Below are 22,572 nucleotides of genomic sequence, written 5' to 3' on the forward strand. Positions count from 1 at the left end.
CCATCATGTGTACCAGCGCATTGGCAAAGCAAGCAGTTGCTTGGTAGGTTAGCACGGTGGCACTCGAAATCGATCTGGCCGGACGCGTCGTTCTGGTGACCGGCGGTGTGCGCGGTGTCGGCGCGGGCGTGAGCAAGGCGTTTCTCGCCGCGGGCGCCACCGTCGTCGCGTGCGCGCGACGGCCTGCCGACGCGCCCGCCGAAGTCGACGGCCGCGCGATCGACTACCTGCCCTGCGATGTGCGGGATCCGGAGGCGGTGCGCGCGCTGGTCGAGACGATCACCGAGCGCCACGGCCACTTGGACCATCTGGTCAACAACGCGGGGGGCGCTCCTTTCGCCCTCGCCGCCGACGCGAGCAAGAACTTCCACACCAAAATCGTCGAGCTGAACCTGCTCGCCCCGCTGCTGATGGCCCAAGCCGCCAACGCGGTGATGCAGAAGCAGGACGAGGGCGGCTCGATCGTGAACGTCTCCAGCGTCAGCGGGCATCGCCCGTCGCCGGGCACCGCCGCTTACGGCGCGGCCAAGGCGGGCATGGACAGCCTCACCGGTTCGCTCGCCGTCGAGTGGGCGCCGCGAGTGCGGGTGAACTCGCTGGTGGTCGGGCCGGTCGACACCGAGCTGAGCCGGCTGCACTACGGCGATCAGGACGGGGTCGACGCGGTGGGCCGCACCATCCCGCTGGGCCGCATGGCCCGTCCCGACGACGTCGGCCGCTGCGCCGTCTTCCTGGCTTCGCCGCTGGCCGCCTACGTCAGCGGCGCGACCCTGCTGGTGCACGGCGGCGGCGAGCTGCCCGCCTTCCTCGCCGCCTCCACTGCCGACCAGCAGTCCTGAACACGCCGGAGACGAAGAAGAACACGGGCATGAGCGGTGGGGCGCGGCGGAGCGTAGTGCGCAGAGCCCCGCGCGTATCGGAAGGGACACCGGGCATGAGCGATTAAGCCCGGAGGCGGCAGCGGAGCGTGACCATGGAGGGCCCGCTCACATCGGAAAGGGACACAGTATGGATACCGAGCAGATCTGCGCCGGGCGCGTCGTCATCGTCACCGGCGCGGGCCGTGGCATAGGCCGGGCGCACGCCCTCGCCTTCGCCGCCGCCGGCGCGCGCGTGGTGGTCAACGACATCGGTTCGACGCTGGACGGCGCGGCCACCGCGGAAACACCTGCCGAGCAGGTGGTCGCGGAGATCGAGGCGCTGGGCGGCGAAGCCGTAGCCAACGGCGACGACGTCGCGGACTGGGCGGGCGCGCGCAGGCTGATCCACCAGGCCGTCGACGCCTTCGGCAAGCTCGATGTGCTGGTCAACAACGCCGGTTTCGTGCGCGACCGGATGCTGGTCAACCTGAGCGAGGACGAGTGGGACGCGGTGGTGCGCGTCCACTTGAAAGGCCACTTCGCCACGATGCGGCACGCGATCGAATACTGGCGCGCGGAGGCCAAGGCGGGCCGTTCGGTCGACGGCCGGATCATCAACACCAGCTCCGGCGCGGGTCTACAGGGCAGCGTCGGCCAGAGCAATTACGGCGCGGCCAAGGCGGGCATCGCGAGCCTGACGCTGACCGCCGCCGCCGAGTTCGCCCGCTACGGCGTGACGGTGAACGCGATCGCCCCCTCCGCGCGCACCAGGATGACCGAGACAGTGTTCGCGGACATGATGGCCAAGCCCGAGAACGGCTTCGACGCCATGGCTCCGGAGAACGTGTCTCCGCTGGTCGTGTGGCTGGGCAGCGCGCAGTCGGCGGCGGTGACGGGACGGGTGTTCGAGGTCGAAGGCGGCAAGGTGGCGCTGGCCGACGGCTGGCGGCACGGCGTCGCCGTCGATCGCGGCGCCCGCTGGGATCCGGCCGAGCTCGGAGCCGTCGTAGCCGATCTGATCGCCAAAGCGACTCCACCGGAGCCGGTCTACGGGGCCTGACCGGCCCCGCCCCTTCCGGGAGCGCGTTCGCGAGCTGGGGTTTACTATGGGCACCCATCCGTTCGAAAAGTCCCGTGTGAGAGTGGCGACCGGGCACAGAACTGCGCTTCGACTGATGAGGGGAAGGCTCGGCGCATGGCGGTAGGTCGCGCATTCCGTGTGCTGGCGGTAGCCGGCGCCGTCGCGGGCTGCGCACTGCTCGGCAGCGGCGCCTTCGCGGACGCGCGACCTTCCTGCCCATCGTGCGTCGCGGACCCGGCTGCGCCGCCCTACGACAGTGGCGATACCTGGTATCCGCTGGCCGTGCCCGGGCAGCGGTCGGAGGTCGGTGTGGTACCGGCGCATCCTGCTGCCGGAACCGGTTCGGCCCGGGAGGGTTCGGCGGCCGCAGGGTCCCCTGGGTCGGATGTGGCGCTCGGCTCCGGTTCGGGCGGTCTCGGTGTGATGCTCGGTTCCGAGGCCGCCGATCTCGCGCTCGTCCTCGGTTCCGGCTCAGCCGGTCTCGGCGTCCTGTTGGGCACCGGCTCAGCGGCTGTCGGCTCGGCCGCCGTGGGCACCGGATCGGCAGTGCTCGGTACCGGTTCGGCCGTCCTGGGCACCGGTTCGGCCGCACTGGCGACGGGCTCCGCCGTGACCGGCACCGGCTCCGCCGTGCTGGGCACTGGTTCCGCGGCTGTCGGCTCCGCGGCGGTCGGCTCTGCGACTGTGGGTTCAGCCGCGACGGGTTCAGCTGGGACGGGTTCCGCCGCAGTCGGTTCGGCGGCTGCCGGCTCCGCGAGCCCCTTGCTGCTGTTGTTGATTCCGATCCCGCAAACGACCGTTCCGCCCACCCCCGCGTTCCCACCGGTGACGGTTCCTCCGGTACCTGTTCCCGTGTTGCCGCAGACCCCGCCCATTCCCGTAGTGGCGCCGAGCAATTCACCGCCAGCGGCCCCCGCACCCCGATCCGTGCCGCTCGCACCGCCTTTGGCGCAGCGACCCGTTGCCGAACCCTCGGTCCGCTCGACCGGCTCCGCCGACACCCTTCCCACGCCGGAGCTGTTGCCGGTGATCGGCGGACTGATCGCGCTCGGCCTCGCGGGCGTGGGATCCGGCGTGCTCAGTTTCCGGAGCGCCGCGGCCGCCCAGGCCAGGATCGACGCGGCTCGCGCCCAATTCTTCCCGAGGCCGTGAGGGGTCAGCCGATGAGCGACAGCCGCGCACCTACTGGCTTGCGGTCCTATCGCCGGGTCGCCGCCGCCGTCGACGCGGTGTGCGCGGTGGCGGCCGACTTCGACGCGACCACATTGGACGAAGTCGTCCACGCGATCGCGGGCGAGCGACGCCGCGGGATCGAAATCGCCAGTGCGCGACTGGGACCCGGGATCTGCGGACAGCGCCGCCGCTATCCCGACCGTGACGTGATCGTGCTGGCGGAGACGCTGCCGAGCCGCGAGCACACTCTCGCGCACGAACTGGGTCACATCGTCTTCGATCACGAAGGCACGCCCGCGCTCGACGTGACCTTGGAGGCGAGCAACGAGCTGATCGCCTACATGCTCAGCAGCCGTGCGCATCAGCAGATCGTCGACGATGGCGCCGACGAGCTCGCGGAGTGGGAGGCAGAGACTTTCGCCGCCATGCTGATGACCCGGCTGCGCGTGTTCAACAGCCGGGGCGCGGGCGTCTCGGTTCTGCGATTCGACGAGGCGCTCGGATGATCCTGTGGGGGACGGCTCTGCTGGTCTGGATGGCCGCCGGCGCGCGGGTGGGACGTGTCCTGGTCAAGCCCGCGACCACGGCCAGGGTGGCCATCGTCGTCGCGGTCGCCGCCGTCGCGCTCGCCGCCACCGTGGCGGTACCCGAGATCGGGCTCGCCTTGGACAATCTCGTGCCCGGCGGCGTGCACGCGGGCCGACTCTCCGACGGAGTCGTCACCGCAGGCTGGGTCACGTTCGCGACGGCCACTTCAGTGATCGCCTCGGCGGCTTGGCCGGTGGTGTCGCGGCGGAATCTGCGACAGCTCGCCCTGGTGATCCACGGCGTCGGCCTGCTCGCGGTCGGGGTCACGCTGGCCTGGTCGTTCACCCTCGGGTGGGTGGTCGTGACCACGGGATGCCTGTTCGTCGTCGGCACCGGTCTGCGCAATCTCGACTGGACTGCGCTCGGTCGCGGCATCGCGCTCTACACCGCGGGAACCGCGTTGGTCGCGGTGCTGGCCGCAAGCCGGATTCGGCGTGATTTTCAGCATGCGCCCCGGGTCGCGCCAGGGGATCCGGCCGGGGCATGGCCGCTCTGGGGTATCGCGAGTCTGCTCATCGCGCTCGGCGCGGTGTGGATCGTAGTCGAAGTGTGGGTCCGCGCGCGGGTGCTGCTGCGCAGGATCCGCCCGTTGCACCGGACCATGGTGGGCCGTTTCCCCGAGGTGGTCACATACCAACAGCGCGGATTCTCCACGCAGCTCGCGGCTTCCGACCAGGTGGCGCAGATCATCGATGCCCTGTATCTGCAGTCCGGCGGTGGCCTCGTGCTGGCGGAACTCGCACAGCCACCTGCCTCGGTGACGGACCGGGCCGAGCGCGTGGCGCGGTGGGCGCGCGATCCGGTGGGGGCGTTCGTGGTGGACGCCCGGTGGATTGCTCCGCCAGAAGGCATTAGCCCTCGCGGCTGGGTCCAGGCCATCGCGCGAGCCTATAGGAGGACCGCGTCCATGCCCGCTCGAAATTGATCGACTTCGCGCGAATGCGATCATCCTGACGCGAATAAGCGTGACTGATCGGACTATTCGGACAGACCGGTTGGATCGGAATGTCCTACGACACGAACGAGCGCCGACGAACCGCGCCGAAACGGGTTATACGAGCGTGTGATCCGGACCACAGCACTTACCGGCGCGTGTGCGTGCCCCGAATTGTCGGGGCATGCACACGCGCCGGTGGTGTGCTGTGCCCCGCTTACGCGCGCATAACACAGCACAGTGCGACCCGCTGGGTCGCACTGTGCTGCCGTGCAGAAGAACCTATTCGGTGCCATCCGGAGGAATTTCGGGCAAGCCTTCGCTCGCCCGCAACTTCTCCGCCATGGACGTCAGCAGGTTCTGTGATTCTTCGGACAAGTCGAACGCCCTACTCGACAGCCGTCGCAGTCCATAGCCCTGCAGCTGGGACAGCAGCTCCAGATCGTGATCGATCTTGGCGGCATAGATGTCGTTGAAGAAGTAGTCCGGCTTGACCTTGAAGAACTTCGCCAGGGCGGCCACCGTCTCATCGGACGGGTTCGTCCGTTGTCCCGACCGCAACTGCGACAGGTACGGTTTCGAGATCGGATGTCCGGAGGCCGTCAGCGCCGCCGCAACCTCCGCGTTGGTGTGCGGCTTACGCCCCGGGGGATGCACGGTTTCGAACAGCTTGTTCAGCCGCGCCGCGAAATCAGCCATTGTGAGCCGCCCAATTCCCTTCGCTGTACTAACAGTCGTTATCTCGGATACGTATCATTGATATTAGCGGCTCAGTAACTGAAAACCTACGCCTGATTCCGGATTTCCTTGAAGCTTCTAGGTCGGAAGGCGGCGAAGGTACTGGGACGGTCGCGTTTGCGGGTCACGCCAAGGCCTCTCGAGAACCCGCGGTACGAACCGGTTCTGGCCCGTCGCTGCGGTCTCGTCGCAAGGGGTCTTGATAGCCGCAAGATAGCTGATGTCTCATGGACTCGGCGGTACTCGAGTTTGTGTGGCGTACGACACGTTTGCGCCCCTAGGGGATGAACGTTCAACCAACCCGCTGGAAATGGTTGAAGTCACAAACGTTCGATGATCGTTCCTGTCGCGAGTGCGCCACCGGCACACATGAGAACCATTGCGGTTTCGCGATCGGAGCGTTCCAGCTCGTGCAAAGCCGTTGTGATGAGGCGGGATCCGGTGGAGCCCACCGGATGCCCGAGGGCGATGGCGCCGCCGTTGACATTAACCCGATCCATGTCCGGCTGATGTACAGAAGCCCAGGAAAGTGCGACCGACGCGAATGCTTCGTTGATCTCGAAAAGATCGATGTCACCGATATTCATGCCGGACCGCTCCAGCAGCCTGGTGCACGCCTGCACCGGGCCGTCGAGGTGGAACTCGGGCTCGGCGCCGACCACGGCCTGGGTGAGGATCCGTGCCCGCGGGCGCAGACCTGCTCGCCGCGCGGCCGCTTCGTCCATCAGCAGTACCGCGGCGGCGCCGTCGGAGATCTGTGAGGACGTTCCGGCGGTGTGCACCCCGCCTTCCAGGACCGGCTTCAACTTCGCCAAGCCTTCGGCGGTGGTCTCGCGCAGGCCCTGATCCCGTGTCACATCCAGCTTTTCGCCGGTGAGGTTGCCTTCTTTGTCCACGGTGGGCGCGGTGACGGTGAGCACCTCGCGATCGAACCGGCCTTCGGTCCATGCCTGTGCAGCCAGGCGCTGCGATCGCGCGCCGAACGCGTCCACGTCCGCGCGAGTGATGCCACGCCGCTTGGCGATCCGTTCCGCCGCCTCGAACTGGTTGGGCAGGTCGATGTTCCAGGACGCGGGCCTGCGCGGCCCGGCGTTCTCGCCGACGTTGGCGCCCAACGGAACCCGGCTCATCGCCTCCACGCCGCAGGCCATGCCGATGTCGATCGCGCCGGCTGAGATCAGGCCGGCGATCAGGTGGTTGGCCTGCTGGGCCGATCCACACTGGGTGTCGATCGTGGTGGCGCCGACCTGCCACGGCAGCCCGGCGTGCAGCCAGGCGACCCGGGTGACGTTGTTGGACTGCTCGCCCGCTTGGGTGACGCAGCCGCCGATGACCTGTTCGACCTGCGCGGGGTCCAGGTGCGCGCGCTCGAGCAGCCCGCGTTGGGCCGCGCCGAGCAGTTCGGCCGCGTGCAGCCCTGACAGCCAGCCGCCGCGCTTGCCGATCGGGGTCCGTGCGGCCTCGACGATCACGGGTGTGCCCATGTCCAACCTTTCCTCAGGGACAGAAAACTGAAACGCGTTCATAGCACTTGCCGAGGGCGGATCTGTCCGGTTTCTTTCCTCATTCTCCCGCCTGTGCTTCAATGATTATAGAACGTGTTTCAGTTTGTCGAAGGAGACATCTGGTGGTAGACACTCGGAATGCCCGGCCGAATCTCCCGGACGGGTTCGACGTCACGGACCCGGACATCTACGCCGAGCGTGTTCCGGTCGAAGAGTTCGCCGAACTGCGCCGGACCGCGCCGATCTGGTGGAATCCGCAATCGCCCGACGTCAGCGGCTTCCACGACGACGGTTTCTGGGTGGTCAGCAAGCACGCCGACGTCAAAGAGGTCTCGCGGCGCAGCGATGTGTTCTCCAGCTACGAGAACACCGCCATCCCGCGGTTCAACGACGACATCGCGCGCGAGCAGATCGAACTGCAGCGGATCGTCCTGCTGAACATGGACGCGCCCGAGCACACCAAGCTGCGCAAGATCATCTCGCGCGGTTTCACGCCGCGCGCCATCAACGGTCTGCGTGCCGAGCTGTCGGCCCGCGCGGAAGCGATCGTGAAGGCGGCGGCCGAAGCGGGCTCCGGGGACTTCGTCACCCAGATCGCGTGCGAACTGCCGCTGCAAGCCATCGCCGAGCTGATCGGCGTTCCGCAGGAAGACCGGATGAAGGTCTTCACCTGGTCCAACGACATGACCGGCTACGACGACCCGGAGAGCACTGCCGATCCGGTCGCGGCGTCGGCCGAAATCCTGGGTTACGCCTACCAGATGGCGGCCTCGCGCAAGCAGTGCCCGGCCGACGACATCGTGACCACGCTGATCGAGGCCGACGTCGATGGTGACAAGCTCTCCGAAGAGGAGTTCGGCTTCTTCGTGATCATGCTCGCCGTCGCGGGCAACGAGACCACCCGCAACGCCATCTCGCACGGCATGATGGCATTCCTGGAGAATCCGGACCAGTGGGAGCTGTTCAAAGCCGAACGCCCTGCCACGGCCGCCGACGAGATCATCCGGTGGGCCACTCCGGTCACCTCGTTCCAGCGGACCGCGCTGGAGGACACCGAGCTGGGCGGCGTGCAGATCAAGAAGGGCCAGCGGGTGGTCATGCTGTACCGCTCGGCCAACTTCGATGAGGACGTCTTCGAGCAGCCGAAAAAGTTCGACATCATGCGCAAGGACAACCCGCATCTGGCCTTCGGCGGCACCGGCGCGCACTTCTGCATCGGGGCGAACCTGGCCCGGCTGGAGATCGACCTGATCTTCAACGCCATCGCCGATCACCTGCCCGACATCACCAAGGTCGCCGACCCCAAGCGGCTGCGGTCGGGCTGGCTCAACGGGATCAAGCAGCTCCCGGTCGACTACAAGACCTGCCCGATCGCGCATTGAGAGACGGAAATGGCCCTCGCACCGCGGTGCGAGGGCCATTTTTGTGCTCGCAGTGTCAGTCGACCGGCCGGGCGGTCTTCATGGCGCGATCGACCTCCCAGAACGCGCGTAGCGCGGCGATCTTGCCGTGCGCGTTCACCCGGTAGGTGAAGACACCGTCGGCGTCGATCCGGTGACCACCGATGGTGCTGCGGATCGTGCCGGTGAAGGCGACCTCATCGCCGCAGGCGAACGAGTCGCCGAACAGGAACTCGATCAGCTCGGTCTTCGCGATCGCCTTGTCCCAGAACGCGGCGATGGCCTCCGTGCCGCGGTGGCCCTTGCCCTCCGGATCGAAGCCCGACGGACCGATGGGATCTTCCACGATGCCGTCCTCGGCGAACAGCGCGACCCAGGCCTGCTTGTCGCGTGCTCGCACGGCGGCCTGCGATGCCAGGCCCGCTGCCCGCGCCGGATGCTCGGTGGTGGTGCTCATATGGTCTTCCTTCGGCTGGCGACTGGGTCTACCGTGCTGCGATGGGATCGGCCACGTACTGCTGGGCGAACTTGCGCAGCGAGTCCTGCTTGGCGGCGACTTCGCCGTCGAAACCGATGCCGTCGGCAAGCCAGGGCACCACTATCGCGTCGGTGACGCCGGCGTCGGCGAGGTCCTGATAGCCGGACCGGCCGAAACGGTCGACGCACACCGCTTGGATCTCGAACGGCTCGTCGGCCCGGCCGAACTCCGCGCGCAGCTCGTCGAGCTTGCCGATGGTGCGTCGCAGCTCGTCGTAGGTCATCATGGCCGAAGTCCATCCGTCGCCCACCCGGGCGGCTCGCCGCAGCGCCGCGTCGGTGTGCCCACCGATGTAGAACGGCACCGGCTCGCTAGGCGCCGGGCTGATCTGCAGCGGATCGAAGTCGAAGAACTCGCCGTGGTACTCGACCATCCCACCGGCGAGCACCAGTTTGATGACCTCGATCATCTCGTCCACCCGGGCGCCGCGGCGTGCGAACGGCACCCCGCACCACTCGAATTCCTCCGGCGCCCATCCGATTCCGACGCCGAAGCCGAAGCGGTTGCCAGACAGATTGGCCACCGAGCCGACCTGCCGAGCCAGCAGCAGCGGGTTGCGTGAGCCGAGTTTCAGCACGTTCGTGTAGAAGCGGATGCGGCTGGTGACCGCCGCCATCGCGGTCGCGCCGATGAGCGGGTCGACCCACGGTGTGTCCGGTCCCCAGAACCTGCTGCCGTCGGCCGTGTAAGGGTACTTCGCCGAGGCCGACTTCATGTAGAACAGCGAGTCAGGCAGCGCGATGGACGAGAACCCGCACTCTTCGGCCGTTTTCGCCAGCTCCGTCAGCTGGTCCAGCGGACTCAGCGCGATGCCGACGGTGAATTTCAGCGGGCTCACCGCGGCTCCGATCCCACGACCCACATCGAGAAGTACTGTGAACCACCGCCGTACGCGTGGCCCATCGCTTTGCGCGCACCCTCGACCTGATAGTCCCCGGCCCGTCCCATGATCTGCTTGGCGGCCTCGGCGAAGCGGATGAGCCCGGACGCCCCGATCGGGTTGGAGGACAGCACGCCGCCGGACGGGTTGATCGGAAGGGTGCCGCCGATCTCGGTCTCGCCTTTGTCGGTGAGCTTCCATCCGTCTCCCGGCGGCACGAAGCCGAGATTCTCCAACCACATCGGCTCGAACCAGGAGAACGGGACGTAGATTTCGGCCACGTCGATCTCCTCGAGCGGGTTGGTGATGCCCGCCGCCTCCCACAGCGCGGCGGCCGCGTCCCGGCCGGCCTGCGGATTCACCTGGTCGCGTCCGGCGTAGGTGGTCGGCTCGGTGCGCATCGCGGTGCCGTGCACCCAGGCGACTTTCCGGCCGGTCGCCGACACTTCGGCGGCGGCGTCCGCGTCACCGAGCACGATCGCACACGCGCCGTCGGAGGAGGGGCAGGTCTCGTCGAAGCGGATCGGATCCCACAGCATCTGCGAGGCGAGCACCGAATCCAGCGTGATATCGGGCTGTTTCAGATGCGAGAGCGGGTTCTTGGCGCCGTTGCGGCGATCCTTCACCGCCACCATGGCGCCGATGTGGCTCGGTGCGTTGGAGCGCCGGATGTAGGAGCGCACATGCGGCGCGAAGTAGCCGCCCGCGCCCGCGCCGACCGGCATGGTGAACGGCACCGGGATCGACAGCGCCCACATGGCGTTGGATTCCGACTGCTTCTCCCATGCCACCGCGAGCACGCGTTTGTGCACGCCCGCCTGCACCAGGTTGGTGGCGACGATGCCGGTGGAACCGCCGACCGAACCGGCGGTGTGCACCCGCAGCAGCGGCTTGCCCGTCGCGCCCAGCGCGTCCGCCATGAACAACTCGGGCATCATGACGCCCTCGAACAGGTCGGGCGCCTTGCCGACCACGACGGCGTCGATGTCGGCGATGGTGAGACCGGCATCGGCGAGGGCACGATCGATGGCCTCGCGGCACATGCCCGCCATGGACACATCGGTCCGTTTCGTCACGTGATGGGTTTGTCCGGTGCCGAGCACCGCGGCTGGCGAGGTCATCGGGTCTCCAAAACGGTCACAAGGTTCTGCTGGAGCGCGGGGCCGCTGGTCGCATGAGCCAGCGCACGATTCGCCGCGCCGGCGATGACCGCCTCGGCGGCGAAGCCGATGCGCTCGAGGCCCGCGGCGAACATCGGGTTGGCCGCGAGCGCGCCGCCGGACGGATTCACCTTCGTGCCGTTCTTCAGTCCGATCGCTTCGGCCAGGATCAACTGCTGATGGCTGAACGGCGCGTGCAACTCGGCGATGTCGAAATCGGTCACGTCACCGCCGGTAACCGCATGGGCCGCAGCCGAAGTCGACGGGGAGACGGACAGATCGCGCGCCCCCAGCACGGGAGTGTCGACGCGATGTGCCATGCCGGTGATCCAGGCGGGACGTTCGCACAGGTCACGGGCGCGGTCGCCCACGGCGAGCACGATCGCGGCCGCGCCGTCGGTGATCGGCGCGATATCGTGCGCGCGCAACGGATCGGCGACGTAGGGCTGATCGAGCAGGCTGTCGACGTCTTCGGAGCCGCCGGCTGCCACGGCCGCCATGTCCCGTTCGGTCCAGCGGCCCGCGTCGAGACCGGCACGCGCCTGCAAGCCCGCGATGGACCACGCGTCCGGCCACAGCGGTGCGACCAGATACGGATCGAGCTGCATGGTGAGCACCTGACGCAGTGTGCCCGCGGAGGACTTGCCGAAGCCGTACACCAGCGCCGTCTTCGCCTGTCCCGAGCGCAATTTCACCCACGCCTCGTACAACGCCCAGGCGGCGTCCATCTCCACGTGCGATTCGTTGATCGGCGGCACCGCGCCGATGGCGTCGATCGCCGAGATGAACGAGAACGCGCGTCCGGCGAGGTAATCGGAGGAGCCCGAGCACCAGAAGTCGATATCGGACTTGGTGATGCCGAGCCGGTCGTAGAGCTGCTGGAAGCAGGGCACCAGCATCTCGACACCGTTGGTGGTGCCGAAGGTCTCCGGCACGTGCGGCGCGTGGGCGAAGCCCACGACCGCGATGTCGGTGGCGTTGTCAGTCAACGTGCGCCTCTCTCAGAGGTGGTGCTTATAGGTCTCGTAGTCGGCATCCGGCTCGCCGGTGGGACGGAAGTGGTCGACGTTCTCCAGGCCGTAGCCCCACTCCTCGCGCGGCTTCCACACCGCCTCCACCCGCATGCCCATGCGCACCTCGCTCGCGTCGCAGCCGAGCACCAGGTGCAGCACCGGAATGTCCGCACCGTCCAGCAGCACGTAGGCCGCGACGTACGGCGGCTTGATCCGCTGCCCGAGGAAAGGCACGTTGACGATGCAGAAGGTGGTCACCGTTCCGCGATCGGACAGTTCGATGAAGTCGTCGGTCGGCCTGCCGTCGGTCGGATTCGCGCCGCGCGGCGGGAAGTACACCTTGCCCGCGGCGTCGGTGCGCGCCCCGATCAGTTTGCCTTCGGCGAGCCCGCGCAGATAGACCGACTCCTGCGGCGACGCGGTGTGCTTGTAGGACACATCGACCGGCGTGGTGATCATGGTGACCGGGTCGGCCGAGGCGGACTCCACCGGCGCGCCCGCCTTCTCGCCGGGTTCGAAGCAGAGGATGTCGCGGATGCTGCCCTCGGTCTGCTCGGCCCACCGGGCGGTCACCCGCAGGCCTTGGCTGATGTCCTCGGGCGCGGCCACGTCGACCGCGTGCAGCAGCGTGGTGTCCGCGCCGTCCAACCGGATCAGTGCCCAGGCGAACGGGCGGTCGAACGGCTGTCCGGGCAGCGGCTCGCGCACCCAGGTCCACGATTCGACGGTGCCGGTGTCGGCGACGTCGACGAATTCGGTCAGCGGTTCGGCGGTGATCGGGTCGTATTCCGGCGGCGGCACGATCACCCGGCCGTCCGAGCCGCGCCCGCCGACGATCCGGTGGTCGCGCAACTTGGTCAGAAATTTCCCGATGGTGGGTCCGACGGAGCGGGTGTAATCGAAACGCATCCGTAGGGGCGCGCTGAGTACTTCGGGCACGGCGGCCGTGTTCACCGCTGTGCCGCTACCACCAGCGATTGCCGTGGATGCAGTATTCCCCTGAGTCACGATATCGAGTAGAACAGGTTCTAACTCTGGTGGCAAGCAGTTGATCGGAAAGGGGTCGGGCGTGAAGTTCGGATTGCAACTCGGGTACTGGATGGCCCAGCCGCCCGCGAATGCGGGGGAACTGGTGGCGGCGGCCGAGGAGGCCGGGTTCGACGCCGTGTTCGCCGCCGAATCCTGGGGGTCGGACGCCTTCGGTCCGCTCACCTGGTGGGGTTCGTCCACGCGGCGGGTCCGCCTGGGCACGTCGGTGGTGCAGATGTCGGCGCGCACACCCGCCGCGACCGCCATGCACGCGCTCACCCTCGATCATCTCAGCGGAGGCCGTGCCATTCTCGGCCTGGGCGTGTCGGGCCCGCAGGTGGTGGAGGGCTGGTATGGCCAGCCTTTCGCCAAGCCGCTGCGGCGCACCCGGGAGTATGTGGACATCGTGCGGCAGGTGTTGGCGCGCAAAGCCCCGGTGACCAGCGACGGCCCGCACTATCCATTGCCCTACACCGGGCCGGGCTCCATCGGGCTCGGCAAACCGCTCAAGCCGATCGTGCATCCGTTACGTGCGGATTTGCCGATCTGGCTGGGTGCGGAGGGGCCGAAGAACGTGGCGCTCACCGCCGAGATCGCCGATGGCTGGCTGGCCATCTACTACGCGCCGCGGTTGGCCGGGATGTACGACGAATGGCTCGACGAAGGCTTCGCGCGGGCGGGTGCGCGGCGTAGCAGGGACGACTTCGAGATCGCCGCGAGTTGCCAGGTGGTGATCACCGAAGATCCGGCGAGCGAGCTGGAGCGAATGCGCTGGATCATGGCGCTCTACATCGGCGGCATGGGTGCGCCGGAGCTGAATTTCCACGCCCAGGTGTATCGGCGCATGGGTTATGACCGCGAAGTCGATGAGATCGGCCGACTGTTCCAGTCGGGCAAGAAGGCGGAGGCCGCCGCCGTGGTCCCGGACGAACTGATTCTGGACACCGCGATCATCGGCGACGAGGAGCATGTCCGCAAGCAACTGCGGGTGTGGGAGGCCGCGGGCGTCACCATGATGCTGGTGTCGGTTCCCGATGTCGCGCAATTGCATCGGCTGGCACCCCTTGTCGAACAGTAGAACACGTTCTAAATTCAATGGGGTGACTGCCTCACCCGCCCCGTCGGCTCCGCCTCCTCACCATTCCCCCATGCAGGAGTCAGTGAAAATTCTCGGTCTGTGGAACATCGCCGAAGCCGAACCCGATCGGATCGCGATGGTCGATCCGTGGGGCCGGGAGGTGACGTATCGCGAATTGGCAACGCTCGCCAATCGTTACGCCACCGGCCTACGGGGGCTCGGCCTGAAAACCGGCGACGTGCTGGTGAGCATGGTGCACAACTGCGTGGAGGCGATCGCGGCCTATTTCGCGGCTTACCAGGCCGGGTTGTACATCGTCGCGGTGAACTGGCATCTCACCGGTCCGGAGGTCGCCTACATCCTGGCCGACAGCGAAGCGAAGGCGTTCCTCGCCAGTGATCGTTTCGCCGCGACCGCCAAGGCCGCCGCCGACGAGGCGGGGCTGCCCGCGCCGGCGCGGTTCGCGGTCGGCGAGATCGAGGGCTTCAAGTCGGTGGCCTGGCTCGGCGCCGCGGACACCGGACGCCCGTCCGACCGCAGCACCGGCGCGCCGATGCTCTACACGTCCGGAACCACGGGACGGCCCAAGGGTGTTCGGCGGCCGCTCACCGGCGCCGATCCCGATGTCGTCCCGCCGCACACCACCGCGTTCTTCGGCCTCTTCGAGCTCGCGCCGTACGACGACCACGTGCACATCTGCGGTTCGCCGCTGTACCACACGGCGGTGCTGAACTTCGCCACCATCTCGATCCAGCTGGGACACAAGCTCGTTCTGATGGACCGCTGGGACGCCGAGGACATGTTGCGCCTGATCGACAAGCACCGGGTGACGCACAGCCATATGGTGCCCACCCAGTTCCACCGCTTGCTCGCGTTGCCGGAGGAGGTACGCGCCAAGTACGACGTGTCCTCGCTACGCAGCATGGTGCACGGGGCCGCGCCCTGCCCACAGGAGACCAAGCGGCGGATGCTCGAGTGGTGGGGACCGACGGTCACCGAGTACTACGCGGCCACCGAGGGCGGCGGCACGGTGATCAACGGCACCGACTGGCTGCGCAAGCCGGGCTCGGTCGGCAAGGCGTGGCCGTGGTCGGTGATCAAGGTGCTGAGCGAGGAGGACGGCTCCGAGGTGCCGGTCGGCGAGACCGGCCTGGTGTACATGCGCATGGGCGCGTCGAGTTTCGAGTACCACCACGACAAGGCCAAGACCGAGGACTCGCGCGTCGGCGACCTGTTCACCGTCGGCGACATCGGGCACCTCGACGAGGACGGCTATCTCTACCTGCACGACCGGCGCTCGGACCTGATCCTGTCCGGCGGCGTGAACATCTACCCGGCGGAAGTCGAGAACGTCCTGATCACCCACCCGAAGGTCGCCGACGTGGCGGTTTTCGGCATCCCGCATCCGGATTGGGGGCAGGAGGTGAAGGCGGTCGTGCAGCCCGCAGACGGGGCAGCCGGCGACGACGCGCTCACCGAGGAACTACTCGCCTTCGCCGCCACGCAATTGGCGAAATACAAGATGCCCAAATCGATCGACTATCTCCCCGAACTGCCGCGCGACCCGAACGGCAAGCTCTACAAGCGCAAACTGCGCGACCGCTATATCCCGGCGTCGTAGCCTGTCACGCGGCCGGTCCCGGGGCTTCGGTCCGGCCGCACGGCGACGCCGAGGAGTGAGGGTCAGATAGCTTCGCGCAGTTCCGGCGCGAGGCCGAACAGGGGAAACAACTTCTCGGTGTCCAGGAAGAAGTTCAGCCCGGCGATGGTGTCGCCGTCGAGTTCCAGCACGGTGATCGACCACGGCACCCATACGCCCGGTTCGTCGCCCGGCTTGTAGTGGCCGAAGGCGGGCAGGCCGTTGGCGCCCTCCAGGCGGACCATCCGCGAATCGCGGCAAGCGCTTCCGTGGCCGAGCATGAACGCGGCCACGTTCTCCGGTCCGGAGATCCACAGTTCGATCGGCGGCATGGACAGCGCCACATCCGTTTTCAGCAGGGTGGTGAGCGTGTCCATGTCGTAGGCCTCGAACGCCTTGACGAAATCGTCGATCAGTTTGCGCTGGTCCGCGTCGGTCTCGTCGTAGGTGTCGGTGGCCGCGGGCTGCACCTTGGACATGGTGGCGCGGGCTCGTTGCAGCGCGCTGTTGACCGACGCGGGCGACATGGTGAGCACCTCGGCGGTCTCGTTGGCGGAGAACCGCAGGACCTCGCGCATGATCAGGATCGCCCGCTGGGTGGCGGGCAGATGCTGACAGGCGGCCACGAAAGCCAAGCGAAGCGTGTCCTTGGCGCTGGCATGCTCGGCCGGGTCGGCGCCGAAGGCGAGCGCGTTCGGGATGGGCTCGATCCAGACGTAGTCCGGCTGGGGCGCGGGCAGTGGCGAATCCGGCCGCGACGGACCGGACAGATCCATCGGCCTGGCCCGGCGCTGCGGGCCGTCGAGCATGTCGAGGCAGACGTTCGTGGTGATCTTGTACAGCCAGGATCGGAGGCTGGCGCGGCCCTCGAACGAGGCATAGGATTTCCATGCCCGGGTCAAGGTCTCCTGCACCGCGTCCTCCGCTTCGAAGGAGGAGCCGAGCATGCGGTAGGCATACGCGCACAGTTCCCTGCGGTGGGTCTCGAACGCGGCGTGCAGATCGGGAGCGAGGCCGGTCGGGGAGCCGGACGAGTCGTTCATGGCTGTCACCCTGCCACAGGCCACCGACACAAAACAGGGTCTCGAAGCGAGAGGGTCGCGCCGCTAAACCCTTCCGAGCTGTGGAATGCGTCACGGATGTTCCGGCGATGAGTTCGCCGTCGTAGTCCCGTCATTACCAGTGACACGCACGGATTGCTCGAGAGGAAGAGCCCATGAGCAGCAAGATGATCTTCATCAATCTCCCGGTGGCCGATCTGAACCGGTCGAAGACCTTCTACGAGGGGCTGGGCTGGAAGGTCAACCAGGAGTTCACCGACGACAACGCCGCCTGCATCGTGGTCGACGACAACATCTGCCTGATGCTGCTCACCAAGGACTTCTTCACCACCTTCAGCAAGCGGCCGGTGGCCGACACCACGGCGGCGATCAACGCCGCGTACGCGCTCGCGCTCGGCAGCGCCGAAGAGGTCGACAGCCTGACCGACGCCGCGCTGGCGGCGGGCGCGACCGAAGAGGTGAACGAGGACAAACGGGCGCAGGAGGCGCAGGTCGGCATGCACGGTCGCACCTTCATCGACCCGGACGGCCACCAGTGGGAGCCCTTCTGGATGGACTACCCGGGCGCGAACTGAGCCCGGCGAGGGGTCGCCCTCGGTGCGCGCGCACTGGTTGGTGCGCGCACACCGGGGGCGTTGTGCTTTCGGCTCGGACCAACAGACACAGAGGCTCAGTTTCCGGTGAAAGAGGGCTTGCGCTTTTCCGCGAATGCCCTCGGGCCCTCCTTGGCATCGGCCGACCGGAAAACCGTCATGCCGAGCTCGGCATCGATCTGGAAGGCGTCCTCCTCCGGCATGGCCTCCGTCTCCCGGATGGTGCGCAGGATGGCCCGCACGGCCAGGGGGCCGTTGGCGGCGATCTGCCCCGCGATCTCCAGCGCCTTGTCCAGCGCGGTGCCGTCCGGCACCACGTGCCCGATCAGGCCGATCTCCTTGGCTTCGGCCGCGGTGACGTGCCTGCCGGTGAGCAGGATCTCGGCAGCGACGGTGTAGGGGATCTGACGGACCAGCCGAACCGCCGACCCGCCCAGCGGGAACAGGCCCCAGCGCGCCTCCGACACGCCGAATTTCGCGCTCTCACCGGCCACTCGGATGTCGGTGCCTTGCAGGATCTCGGTGCCGCCCGCGATGGCCGGTCCCTCGACCGCCGCAATCAGCGGCTTGGTCAGCCTGCGGCCCTTGAGCAGCGCCTCCAGCTTGGCCGGATTCCAGCCGCCGCCGTCGATGGTGTCGCCGGGGTGCTCGGAAGTCATGCCCTTGAGATCGGCGCCCGCGCAGAACGCCCCGCCCGCCCCGGTCAGGATGGCCACCCGGATGTCCGGATCGTCGTCCACCTGGTTCCAGGCGTCCTTCATGATCGCCATCATCTCCCCCGACAGCGCGTTGCGCGCCTCGGGCCGGTTCATGGTGACGATGAGGACATGGTCGCGCTTCTCGACAAGGCAGTGCGGCATCGCTGATTCTCCTGACTTCGAGCCTTGTCAGAAACAGTAACACGTTCTATTTTTAAGGTTGTGAGCTACAACATAGCGGACCTTGTCGAACATGCCGTCGACCTGATGCCCGACCGCGTCGCGCTGGCCGACGACGGCCGCGAGGTCACCTACGCCCAGTTGGAGGAGCGAGCGAATAAGCTTGCTCACTACCTGCAAGAACAGGGAGTCCAGCCGGGTGACAAGGTGGGCATCTACTCACGCAACACGATCGAGGCCGTCGAGGCCATGGTCGCGATCTTCAAGGCGCGGGCCGTGATGATCAACGTGAACTTCCGATATGTCGAGAACGAGTTGCAGTACATCTTCGACAACTCGGACATGGTCGCGCTGATCCACGAGCGCCGCTACAGCGACAGGGTCGCCGGCGTTCGTCCGAAGACTCCGCAGCTGCGCACCGTCGTCGTCGTCGACGACGATACGACCGGCACGATTCCCACCGCAGCGGATTCGGCGGAATACGAGACGGTGCTCGCGCAGTCCTCGGGCGAGCGCGACTTCGGCGAACGCTCCCCGGACGACCTGTACATGGTCTACACCGGTGGCACCACCGGCATGCCCAAAGGCGTGATGTGGCGGCAGGAGGACGTGTGGCGCGTGCTCGGCGCGGGCATCAACTTCATCACCGGCGAGTACGTGCAGGACGAGTGGGAATTGGCCAAGGTCGGCGCGGGCAGCCCGCCGATGGTGCGGTTCCCGATTCCGCCGATGATCCACGGCGGCGCGCAGTGGGCCACGTTCCACAGTCTGTTCGGCGGCGGCAAGGCCGTCATGATTCCCGAGTTCTCCGGGCACGGCGTGTGGCAGGCCGTCGACAAGCACAAGATCAATCTGATCTTCATCACCGGTGACGCGATGGCGCGGCCGATGCTCGACGCGCTGATCGAGGGCAACCCGGAAACCGGCCAGCCCTACGACCTGTCCAGTCTGTACGTGATGGCCAGCAGCGCGGCGCTGTTCTCGCCCACGCTGAAGGACCAGTTCCTCGAACTGCTGCCCAACCGGATGATCTCCGATTCGATCGGCTCCTCGGAAACCGGCTTCGGCGGTATCTCCATCGTGGCCAAGGGCGCAACGCACACCGGAGGCCCGCGCGTGAAGATCGACGCCTCCACCGACGTACTCGACGAGGACGGCAATCCGGTGCGGCCCGGGTCCGGTGCGGTCGGCATCCTGGCCCGGCGCGGACACATCCCGCTCGGCTACTACAAGGACGAGGCGAAGACCGCGGCGACATTCAAGGAGTTCAACGGCGTTCGCTACGCCATCCCCGGCGACTTCGCTCGCGTCGAGGAGGACGGCACGGTCACCATGCTCGGCCGCGGCTCGGTCTGCATCAACAGCGGCGGCGAGAAGATCTACCCCGAGGAGGTCGAGGGGGCGCTCAAGACGCACCCGGAGATCTTCGACGCGCTCGTGGTCGGCATCGAGGACGAGCGCTGGGGCCAGCGAGTGGTGGCGGTCGTGCAGTGCCGCGGCGAGACCCGCCCCACCCTGGAAGAACTCCGGCCCATGCTCACCCAGGAGATCGCCCCCTACAAACTCCCGCGAAGCCTCTGGTTCGTCGACGAGATCAAGCGCTCTCCGGCTGGCAAGCCCGACTACCGCTGGGCCAAAGAACAAACCCAGGCGCGCCCCGCCGACGAGCACGCCCAGGCGAGCGCGAAGTAGGACATCGCCGTCGTGGCCGGCCACGATTTATCAGCCGGTGACCGGCCACGAGACTCGGCATCGCCATGAACATCAGCAACGGCGATCGGTCTGCCGTGGTCAGCGGTTGGCGAGTTCGGCCAGTTGGTAGGCGAGGCGCTGGCGGAAGGCGGGGATGCGGGTCAGGGTGGTGAGGGCGAGGTTGCGCAAGGTGCGGGCTGGGAGTGGGCGCAGAGTCGCCATTCTGGTCATGCGGTCGGTGAAGGAGACGACGCCGAGTGCGACGGGGCGGCGGGTGGTTTCGTAGTCGTCCAGCAGGGTGTCGGGTTCGCCCGCGAGCACACGGGCCAGCAGGGGGCCGAGTGCGGCGGCGTCCTGGATGCCGGTGTTCATGCCCTGGCCGCCTGCCGGGCTGTGCACATGGGCCGCGTCCCCGGCGAGCAGGATGCGTCCGCTGCGGTAGCGATCGGCGACCCGGTGGTGCACGCGGAAGCGCGAGCTCCACAGCACCTCGCGAACCCGCACACCGCCGCCGGGGCCGCGGGCGTCCAGGATGGACTGGATGTCCGCCACGGTCGAGTGCTCGGGAGCCGTTTCCAGTGTGGCGACCACGCGGTAGCGGTTCGGCTCGTCCTCGTCGGGCAGCGGCGCGACCACGGTGACGCCCTCCGGTGAAAGGTGCAGGGCCACCTCCTCGCGCGCGATCGGCCAGTCCATCCGCACGTCGGCGAGTACGAAGGATTCCGGGTACGTCGCGCCGGTGAACCCGATGCCCGCCTGCTCGCGGACGATGCTGTGCATGCCGTCGGTACCGATGACGTAGTCGGCGCGGATGCTGCCTGGCGCGCCCGCGGCGTCGGTGTAATCGACCGTGACGCCCTCGCCTTCCTGGACGACCCGGCTGACCCGGTACGGCCGCCGCACGTCCCCGCCCGCCTTCCGCAGCCGCTTCAGCAGTACTGCTTCAGTGGTGTCCTGCGGGGTCATCAAGGTGTATGGATACCGCGTCGGCAGGCCGTCGAAGTCGATGGTGGCCAGAGTGCGGCCGCCGTCGTGAACCGTGAAGCGCGCCACGACGTCACCCGTCGCGACCAATTCCTCGGCGATGCCGAGCTGCTCGAGCACCTCGAGCGTCCTGGCGTGCACGACCGCGGCGCGTGAGGTGTTCGCGCCTTCGCTCAGCCGGTCCAGCAGAACGAAATCCACGCCCGCGTCGGCCAGCGTGATGGCGGCGGTCAACCCGGCGGGGCCCGCGCCCACGATCACGACGGAGGTTTCGGCGGGCAGCGGGTCCGGGGTGGCATTCATCGGAACTCCTCAGGTCAACGATTGTGGGCCAACGTTTGTTGGCATAACCGTAGCTGGGGTTGGTCTACAAAGTCAACAGTTGTTGGCATACACTTGTTGGCATGACTGGAGGGCATGATCAGGCGCCCGTTCGCCGCTCCGACGCCACGCGCGCCGCGATTCTGGAGGCGGCCCGTGCGCGGTTCGCCGCCGAAGGTTTCCGCAAGGCGACCATCCGCGCCATCGCCGCCGACGCCGACATCGACCCGTCCATGGTCATGCGGTACTTCGGCAGTAAAGACGGCCTTTTCGCGGCCGCGGTCGACGTCCGGCTCGAGCTGCCGGACCTCGGCTCCGCCGATCCGGACAGCCTCGGCGAACTGCTGGTGCGCCGCTTCTTCGAGATCTGGGAAGAGCAGCCGAACAAGGAGGTGCTGCTGACCCTGCTGCGCTCGTCCATTACCGACGAGGCGGTCGCCGGCCGCGTCCGCGCCATCTTCGTCGAGCAGGTATTGCCCGCCGTCCTGCGTTTCGGCGATCCAGCCGACGCTGCGCGCAGGGGCGGCCTGATCGTCACCCAGATGCTCGGCCTGGCCCTGTGCCGCTATGTGCTGTGCCTGCCCCCGGTCGTCGCCCTGACTCGCGAGCAGATCATCGCCGAGGTGGCGCCCACTCTCCAGCGCTACTTGACGTCGACGCCGGACTGAAAGCTCTCAGGCTCCGCAGCGGAGGTTCAGGGAGTGGGCGCAATCAGTTCGACGGTTGGGAAGTAGCCGCGGTACCGCGCGACGTCGCGCGTCAGCAGGCGGTACCCCGCTGCCGCTGCGTGCGCTCCGATGTAGAAGTCGGGCATTGGTGAGCGCTTCTCACCGCTGTTTCGGCGATAGCGCTGGTACGCCTTGCCCGCGAGGAAGCCTGCTCGAAACGGCAATGCTTCCCGTTCGAACTCAGCGGAAGGCAGTAGATAATCGAGTTCTTCAACGGTGTCGTACCCAACCGAGACTTCGGCGTAGATGATCGGGTTGATGACAGCTCGACCGGAATCGAGTGCGTCGGTTATCCGTTCCGCCGACCACTCTGCCCAGCGTTTGTCATTGGTCATGACGTCGAGCAGAACGCAGGAGTCGATCAGAACGGCGGATCCACGTATAGGCGTCGGGCTACTCGCCACGGAGCAAGTCCATGATCTGGTCGGTGGTCATGCCTTCGACGTCCCTGCTGCCCGCGGTGCCACGCATTCGGTTGACGAGACGTTGACCTCGGGTAGAGGCGCCTTCGGTGCGTACGATTCGTAAGGCGCCGTCGATTTCGACGATCTCCACGTCGTCACCCTCGCGAAGGTTGTGCTTGGCGCGAAGGTGGGCGGGGATCGTTACTTGCCCCTTGCTGTTCAGCAGCATCGCAGCGTCCTCTCAACGTGTGTTCGTAGTAATCCTATTACGTATTACATACGCTGCGAAACCGCT

At 67.3% G+C, this 22,572-nt stretch carries 23 protein-coding genes; 11 read left to right on the plus strand and 12 right to left on the minus strand.

Translation table 11 applies throughout. The annotated features are described in order from the left end of the window. Positions 1-56: 56 nt before the first annotated feature. The 5 genes from M8859_RS20575 (at position 57) to M8859_RS20595 (ending at position 4,627) form a co-directional block, all read left to right on the plus strand. The gene (locus tag M8859_RS20575) at positions 57-839 is read left to right on the plus strand and encodes an SDR family oxidoreductase (RefSeq protein ID WP_249644709.1); all 783 of its coding nucleotides are present in this window, start codon (positions 57-59) and stop codon (positions 837-839) included. A gap of 169 nt (positions 840-1,008) precedes the next feature. Beyond that, complete coding sequence (locus M8859_RS20580; RefSeq protein WP_159924741.1) at positions 1,009-1,920, plus strand: SDR family oxidoreductase; 912 nt, start codon at positions 1,009-1,011, stop codon at positions 1,918-1,920. Between the two features lie 135 nt (positions 1,921-2,055). After that, a complete protein-coding gene (locus M8859_RS20585) occupies positions 2,056-3,093 on the plus strand; it encodes a TrbL/VirB6 family protein (RefSeq protein ID WP_249644710.1) in 1,038 nt (345 codons plus the stop codon). A gap of 11 nt (positions 3,094-3,104) precedes the next feature. Next, the gene (locus M8859_RS20590) at positions 3,105-3,620 is read left to right on the plus strand and encodes an ImmA/IrrE family metallo-endopeptidase (RefSeq protein ID WP_249644711.1); all 516 of its coding nucleotides are present in this window, start codon (positions 3,105-3,107) and stop codon (positions 3,618-3,620) included. Continuing rightward, entirely contained in the window at positions 3,617-4,627 is a 1,011-nt protein-coding gene (locus M8859_RS20595) for a hypothetical protein (RefSeq protein ID WP_249644712.1), read from the plus strand. The genes M8859_RS20590 and M8859_RS20595 overlap by 4 nt, the downstream gene beginning before the upstream one ends. Positions 4,628-4,918: 291 nt before the next feature. On the opposite strand, the gene M8859_RS20600 is transcribed toward M8859_RS20595, so the two are convergent. Beyond that, positions 4,919-5,335, minus strand: a complete 417-nt coding sequence (locus M8859_RS20600) for a helix-turn-helix domain-containing protein (RefSeq protein WP_011207048.1) — start codon at positions 5,333-5,335, stop codon at positions 4,919-4,921. 359 nt (positions 5,336-5,694) lie between these two features. Continuing rightward, positions 5,695-6,858, minus strand: coding sequence for a steroid 3-ketoacyl-CoA thiolase (locus M8859_RS20605; protein ID WP_249644713.1), 1,164 nt, complete (start codon positions 6,856-6,858; stop codon positions 5,695-5,697). Positions 6,859-6,959: 101 nt separating this feature from the next. On the opposite strand from M8859_RS20605, the gene M8859_RS20610 reads away from it, so the two are divergent. Then, positions 6,960-8,261 carry a cytochrome P450 gene (locus M8859_RS20610; RefSeq protein ID WP_249644734.1) on the plus strand — a complete coding sequence of 434 codons (1,302 nt, stop codon included), beginning with the start codon at positions 6,960-6,962 and terminating at the stop codon, positions 8,259-8,261. Positions 8,262-8,316: 55 nt separating this feature from the next. On the opposite strand, the gene M8859_RS20615 is transcribed toward M8859_RS20610, so the two are convergent. From M8859_RS20615 to M8859_RS20635, 5 genes are read right to left on the minus strand one after another with little or no spacing between them, the layout of a single operon-like run. After that, positions 8,317-8,736 (minus strand): nuclear transport factor 2 family protein, encoded by a 420-nt coding sequence (locus M8859_RS20615; protein ID WP_159924751.1) that lies wholly within the window; start codon positions 8,734-8,736, stop codon positions 8,317-8,319. A gap of 28 nt (positions 8,737-8,764) precedes the next feature. Continuing rightward, a complete protein-coding gene (locus tag M8859_RS20620; protein ID WP_159924849.1) occupies positions 8,765-9,646 on the minus strand; it encodes a TIGR03619 family F420-dependent LLM class oxidoreductase in 882 nt (293 codons plus the stop codon). A gap of 5 nt (positions 9,647-9,651) precedes the next feature. Continuing rightward, positions 9,652-10,818 carry a thiolase family protein gene (locus M8859_RS20625; protein WP_159924753.1) on the minus strand — a complete coding sequence of 389 codons (1,167 nt, stop codon included), beginning with the start codon at positions 10,816-10,818 and terminating at the stop codon, positions 9,652-9,654. Further along, on the minus strand, positions 10,815-11,846 hold the full coding sequence (locus tag M8859_RS20630) for a thiolase family protein (RefSeq protein WP_159924755.1): 1,032 nt from the start codon (positions 11,844-11,846) through the stop codon (positions 10,815-10,817). The genes M8859_RS20625 and M8859_RS20630 overlap by 4 nt, the downstream gene beginning before the upstream one ends. A gap of 12 nt (positions 11,847-11,858) precedes the next feature. Next, positions 11,859-12,779 (minus strand): Zn-ribbon domain-containing OB-fold protein, encoded by a 921-nt coding sequence (locus M8859_RS20635; protein ID WP_159924851.1) that lies wholly within the window; start codon positions 12,777-12,779, stop codon positions 11,859-11,861. A gap of 160 nt (positions 12,780-12,939) precedes the next feature. Here M8859_RS20635 and M8859_RS20640 point away from each other — a divergent pair, with 160 nt between their 5' ends. Together M8859_RS20640 and M8859_RS20645 are read left to right on the plus strand one after the other, a co-directional pair. Beyond that, positions 12,940-13,977 (plus strand): LLM class F420-dependent oxidoreductase, encoded by a 1,038-nt coding sequence (locus M8859_RS20640; protein ID WP_249644714.1) that lies wholly within the window; start codon positions 12,940-12,942, stop codon positions 13,975-13,977. A gap of 70 nt (positions 13,978-14,047) precedes the next feature. Continuing rightward, a complete protein-coding gene (locus M8859_RS20645) occupies positions 14,048-15,598 on the plus strand; it encodes an acyl-CoA synthetase (RefSeq protein ID WP_159924759.1) in 1,551 nt (516 codons plus the stop codon). A 62-nt stretch (positions 15,599-15,660) separates the two neighbouring features. Here M8859_RS20645 and M8859_RS20650 read toward each other — a convergent pair whose 3' ends face one another. Further along, entirely contained in the window at positions 15,661-16,659 is a 999-nt protein-coding gene (locus M8859_RS20650) for a sigma-70 family RNA polymerase sigma factor (protein WP_159924761.1), read from the minus strand. A 173-nt stretch (positions 16,660-16,832) separates the two neighbouring features. On the opposite strand from M8859_RS20650, the gene M8859_RS20655 reads away from it, so the two are divergent. Further along, positions 16,833-17,252, plus strand: coding sequence for a VOC family protein (locus tag M8859_RS20655; protein ID WP_159924763.1), 420 nt, complete (start codon positions 16,833-16,835; stop codon positions 17,250-17,252). A 95-nt stretch (positions 17,253-17,347) separates the two neighbouring features. Here M8859_RS20655 and M8859_RS20660 read toward each other — a convergent pair whose 3' ends face one another. Continuing rightward, a complete protein-coding gene (locus M8859_RS20660; protein WP_159924765.1) occupies positions 17,348-18,130 on the minus strand; it encodes a crotonase/enoyl-CoA hydratase family protein in 783 nt (260 codons plus the stop codon). Positions 18,131-18,190: 60 nt separating this feature from the next. On the opposite strand from M8859_RS20660, the gene M8859_RS20665 reads away from it, so the two are divergent. Continuing rightward, positions 18,191-19,840 (plus strand): acyl-CoA synthetase, encoded by a 1,650-nt coding sequence (locus M8859_RS20665; RefSeq protein ID WP_195070389.1) that lies wholly within the window; start codon positions 18,191-18,193, stop codon positions 19,838-19,840. A 99-nt stretch (positions 19,841-19,939) separates the two neighbouring features. Here M8859_RS20665 and M8859_RS20670 read toward each other — a convergent pair whose 3' ends face one another. Further along, on the minus strand, positions 19,940-21,127 hold the full coding sequence (locus M8859_RS20670) for an FAD-dependent monooxygenase (RefSeq protein ID WP_195140292.1): 1,188 nt from the start codon (positions 21,125-21,127) through the stop codon (positions 19,940-19,942). A gap of 101 nt (positions 21,128-21,228) precedes the next feature. Between M8859_RS20670 and M8859_RS20675 the strand changes: the two genes are divergently transcribed. Then, entirely contained in the window at positions 21,229-21,813 is a 585-nt protein-coding gene (locus M8859_RS20675) for a TetR/AcrR family transcriptional regulator (protein WP_223520283.1), read from the plus strand. Between the two features lie 26 nt (positions 21,814-21,839). Here M8859_RS20675 and M8859_RS20680 read toward each other — a convergent pair whose 3' ends face one another. Together M8859_RS20680 and M8859_RS20685 are read right to left on the minus strand one after the other, a co-directional pair. Further along, positions 21,840-22,277 carry a type II toxin-antitoxin system VapC family toxin gene (locus M8859_RS20680; protein WP_308221214.1) on the minus strand — a complete coding sequence of 146 codons (438 nt, stop codon included), beginning with the start codon at positions 22,275-22,277 and terminating at the stop codon, positions 21,840-21,842. Then, the gene (locus M8859_RS20685; protein ID WP_159924773.1) at positions 22,267-22,506 is read right to left on the minus strand and encodes an AbrB/MazE/SpoVT family DNA-binding domain-containing protein; all 240 of its coding nucleotides are present in this window, start codon (positions 22,504-22,506) and stop codon (positions 22,267-22,269) included. Before M8859_RS20685 ends, M8859_RS20680 begins: the two co-directional genes overlap by 11 nt. Positions 22,507-22,572: the final 66 nt, after the last annotated feature.

This window comes from Nocardia sputi, assembly GCF_023501985.1.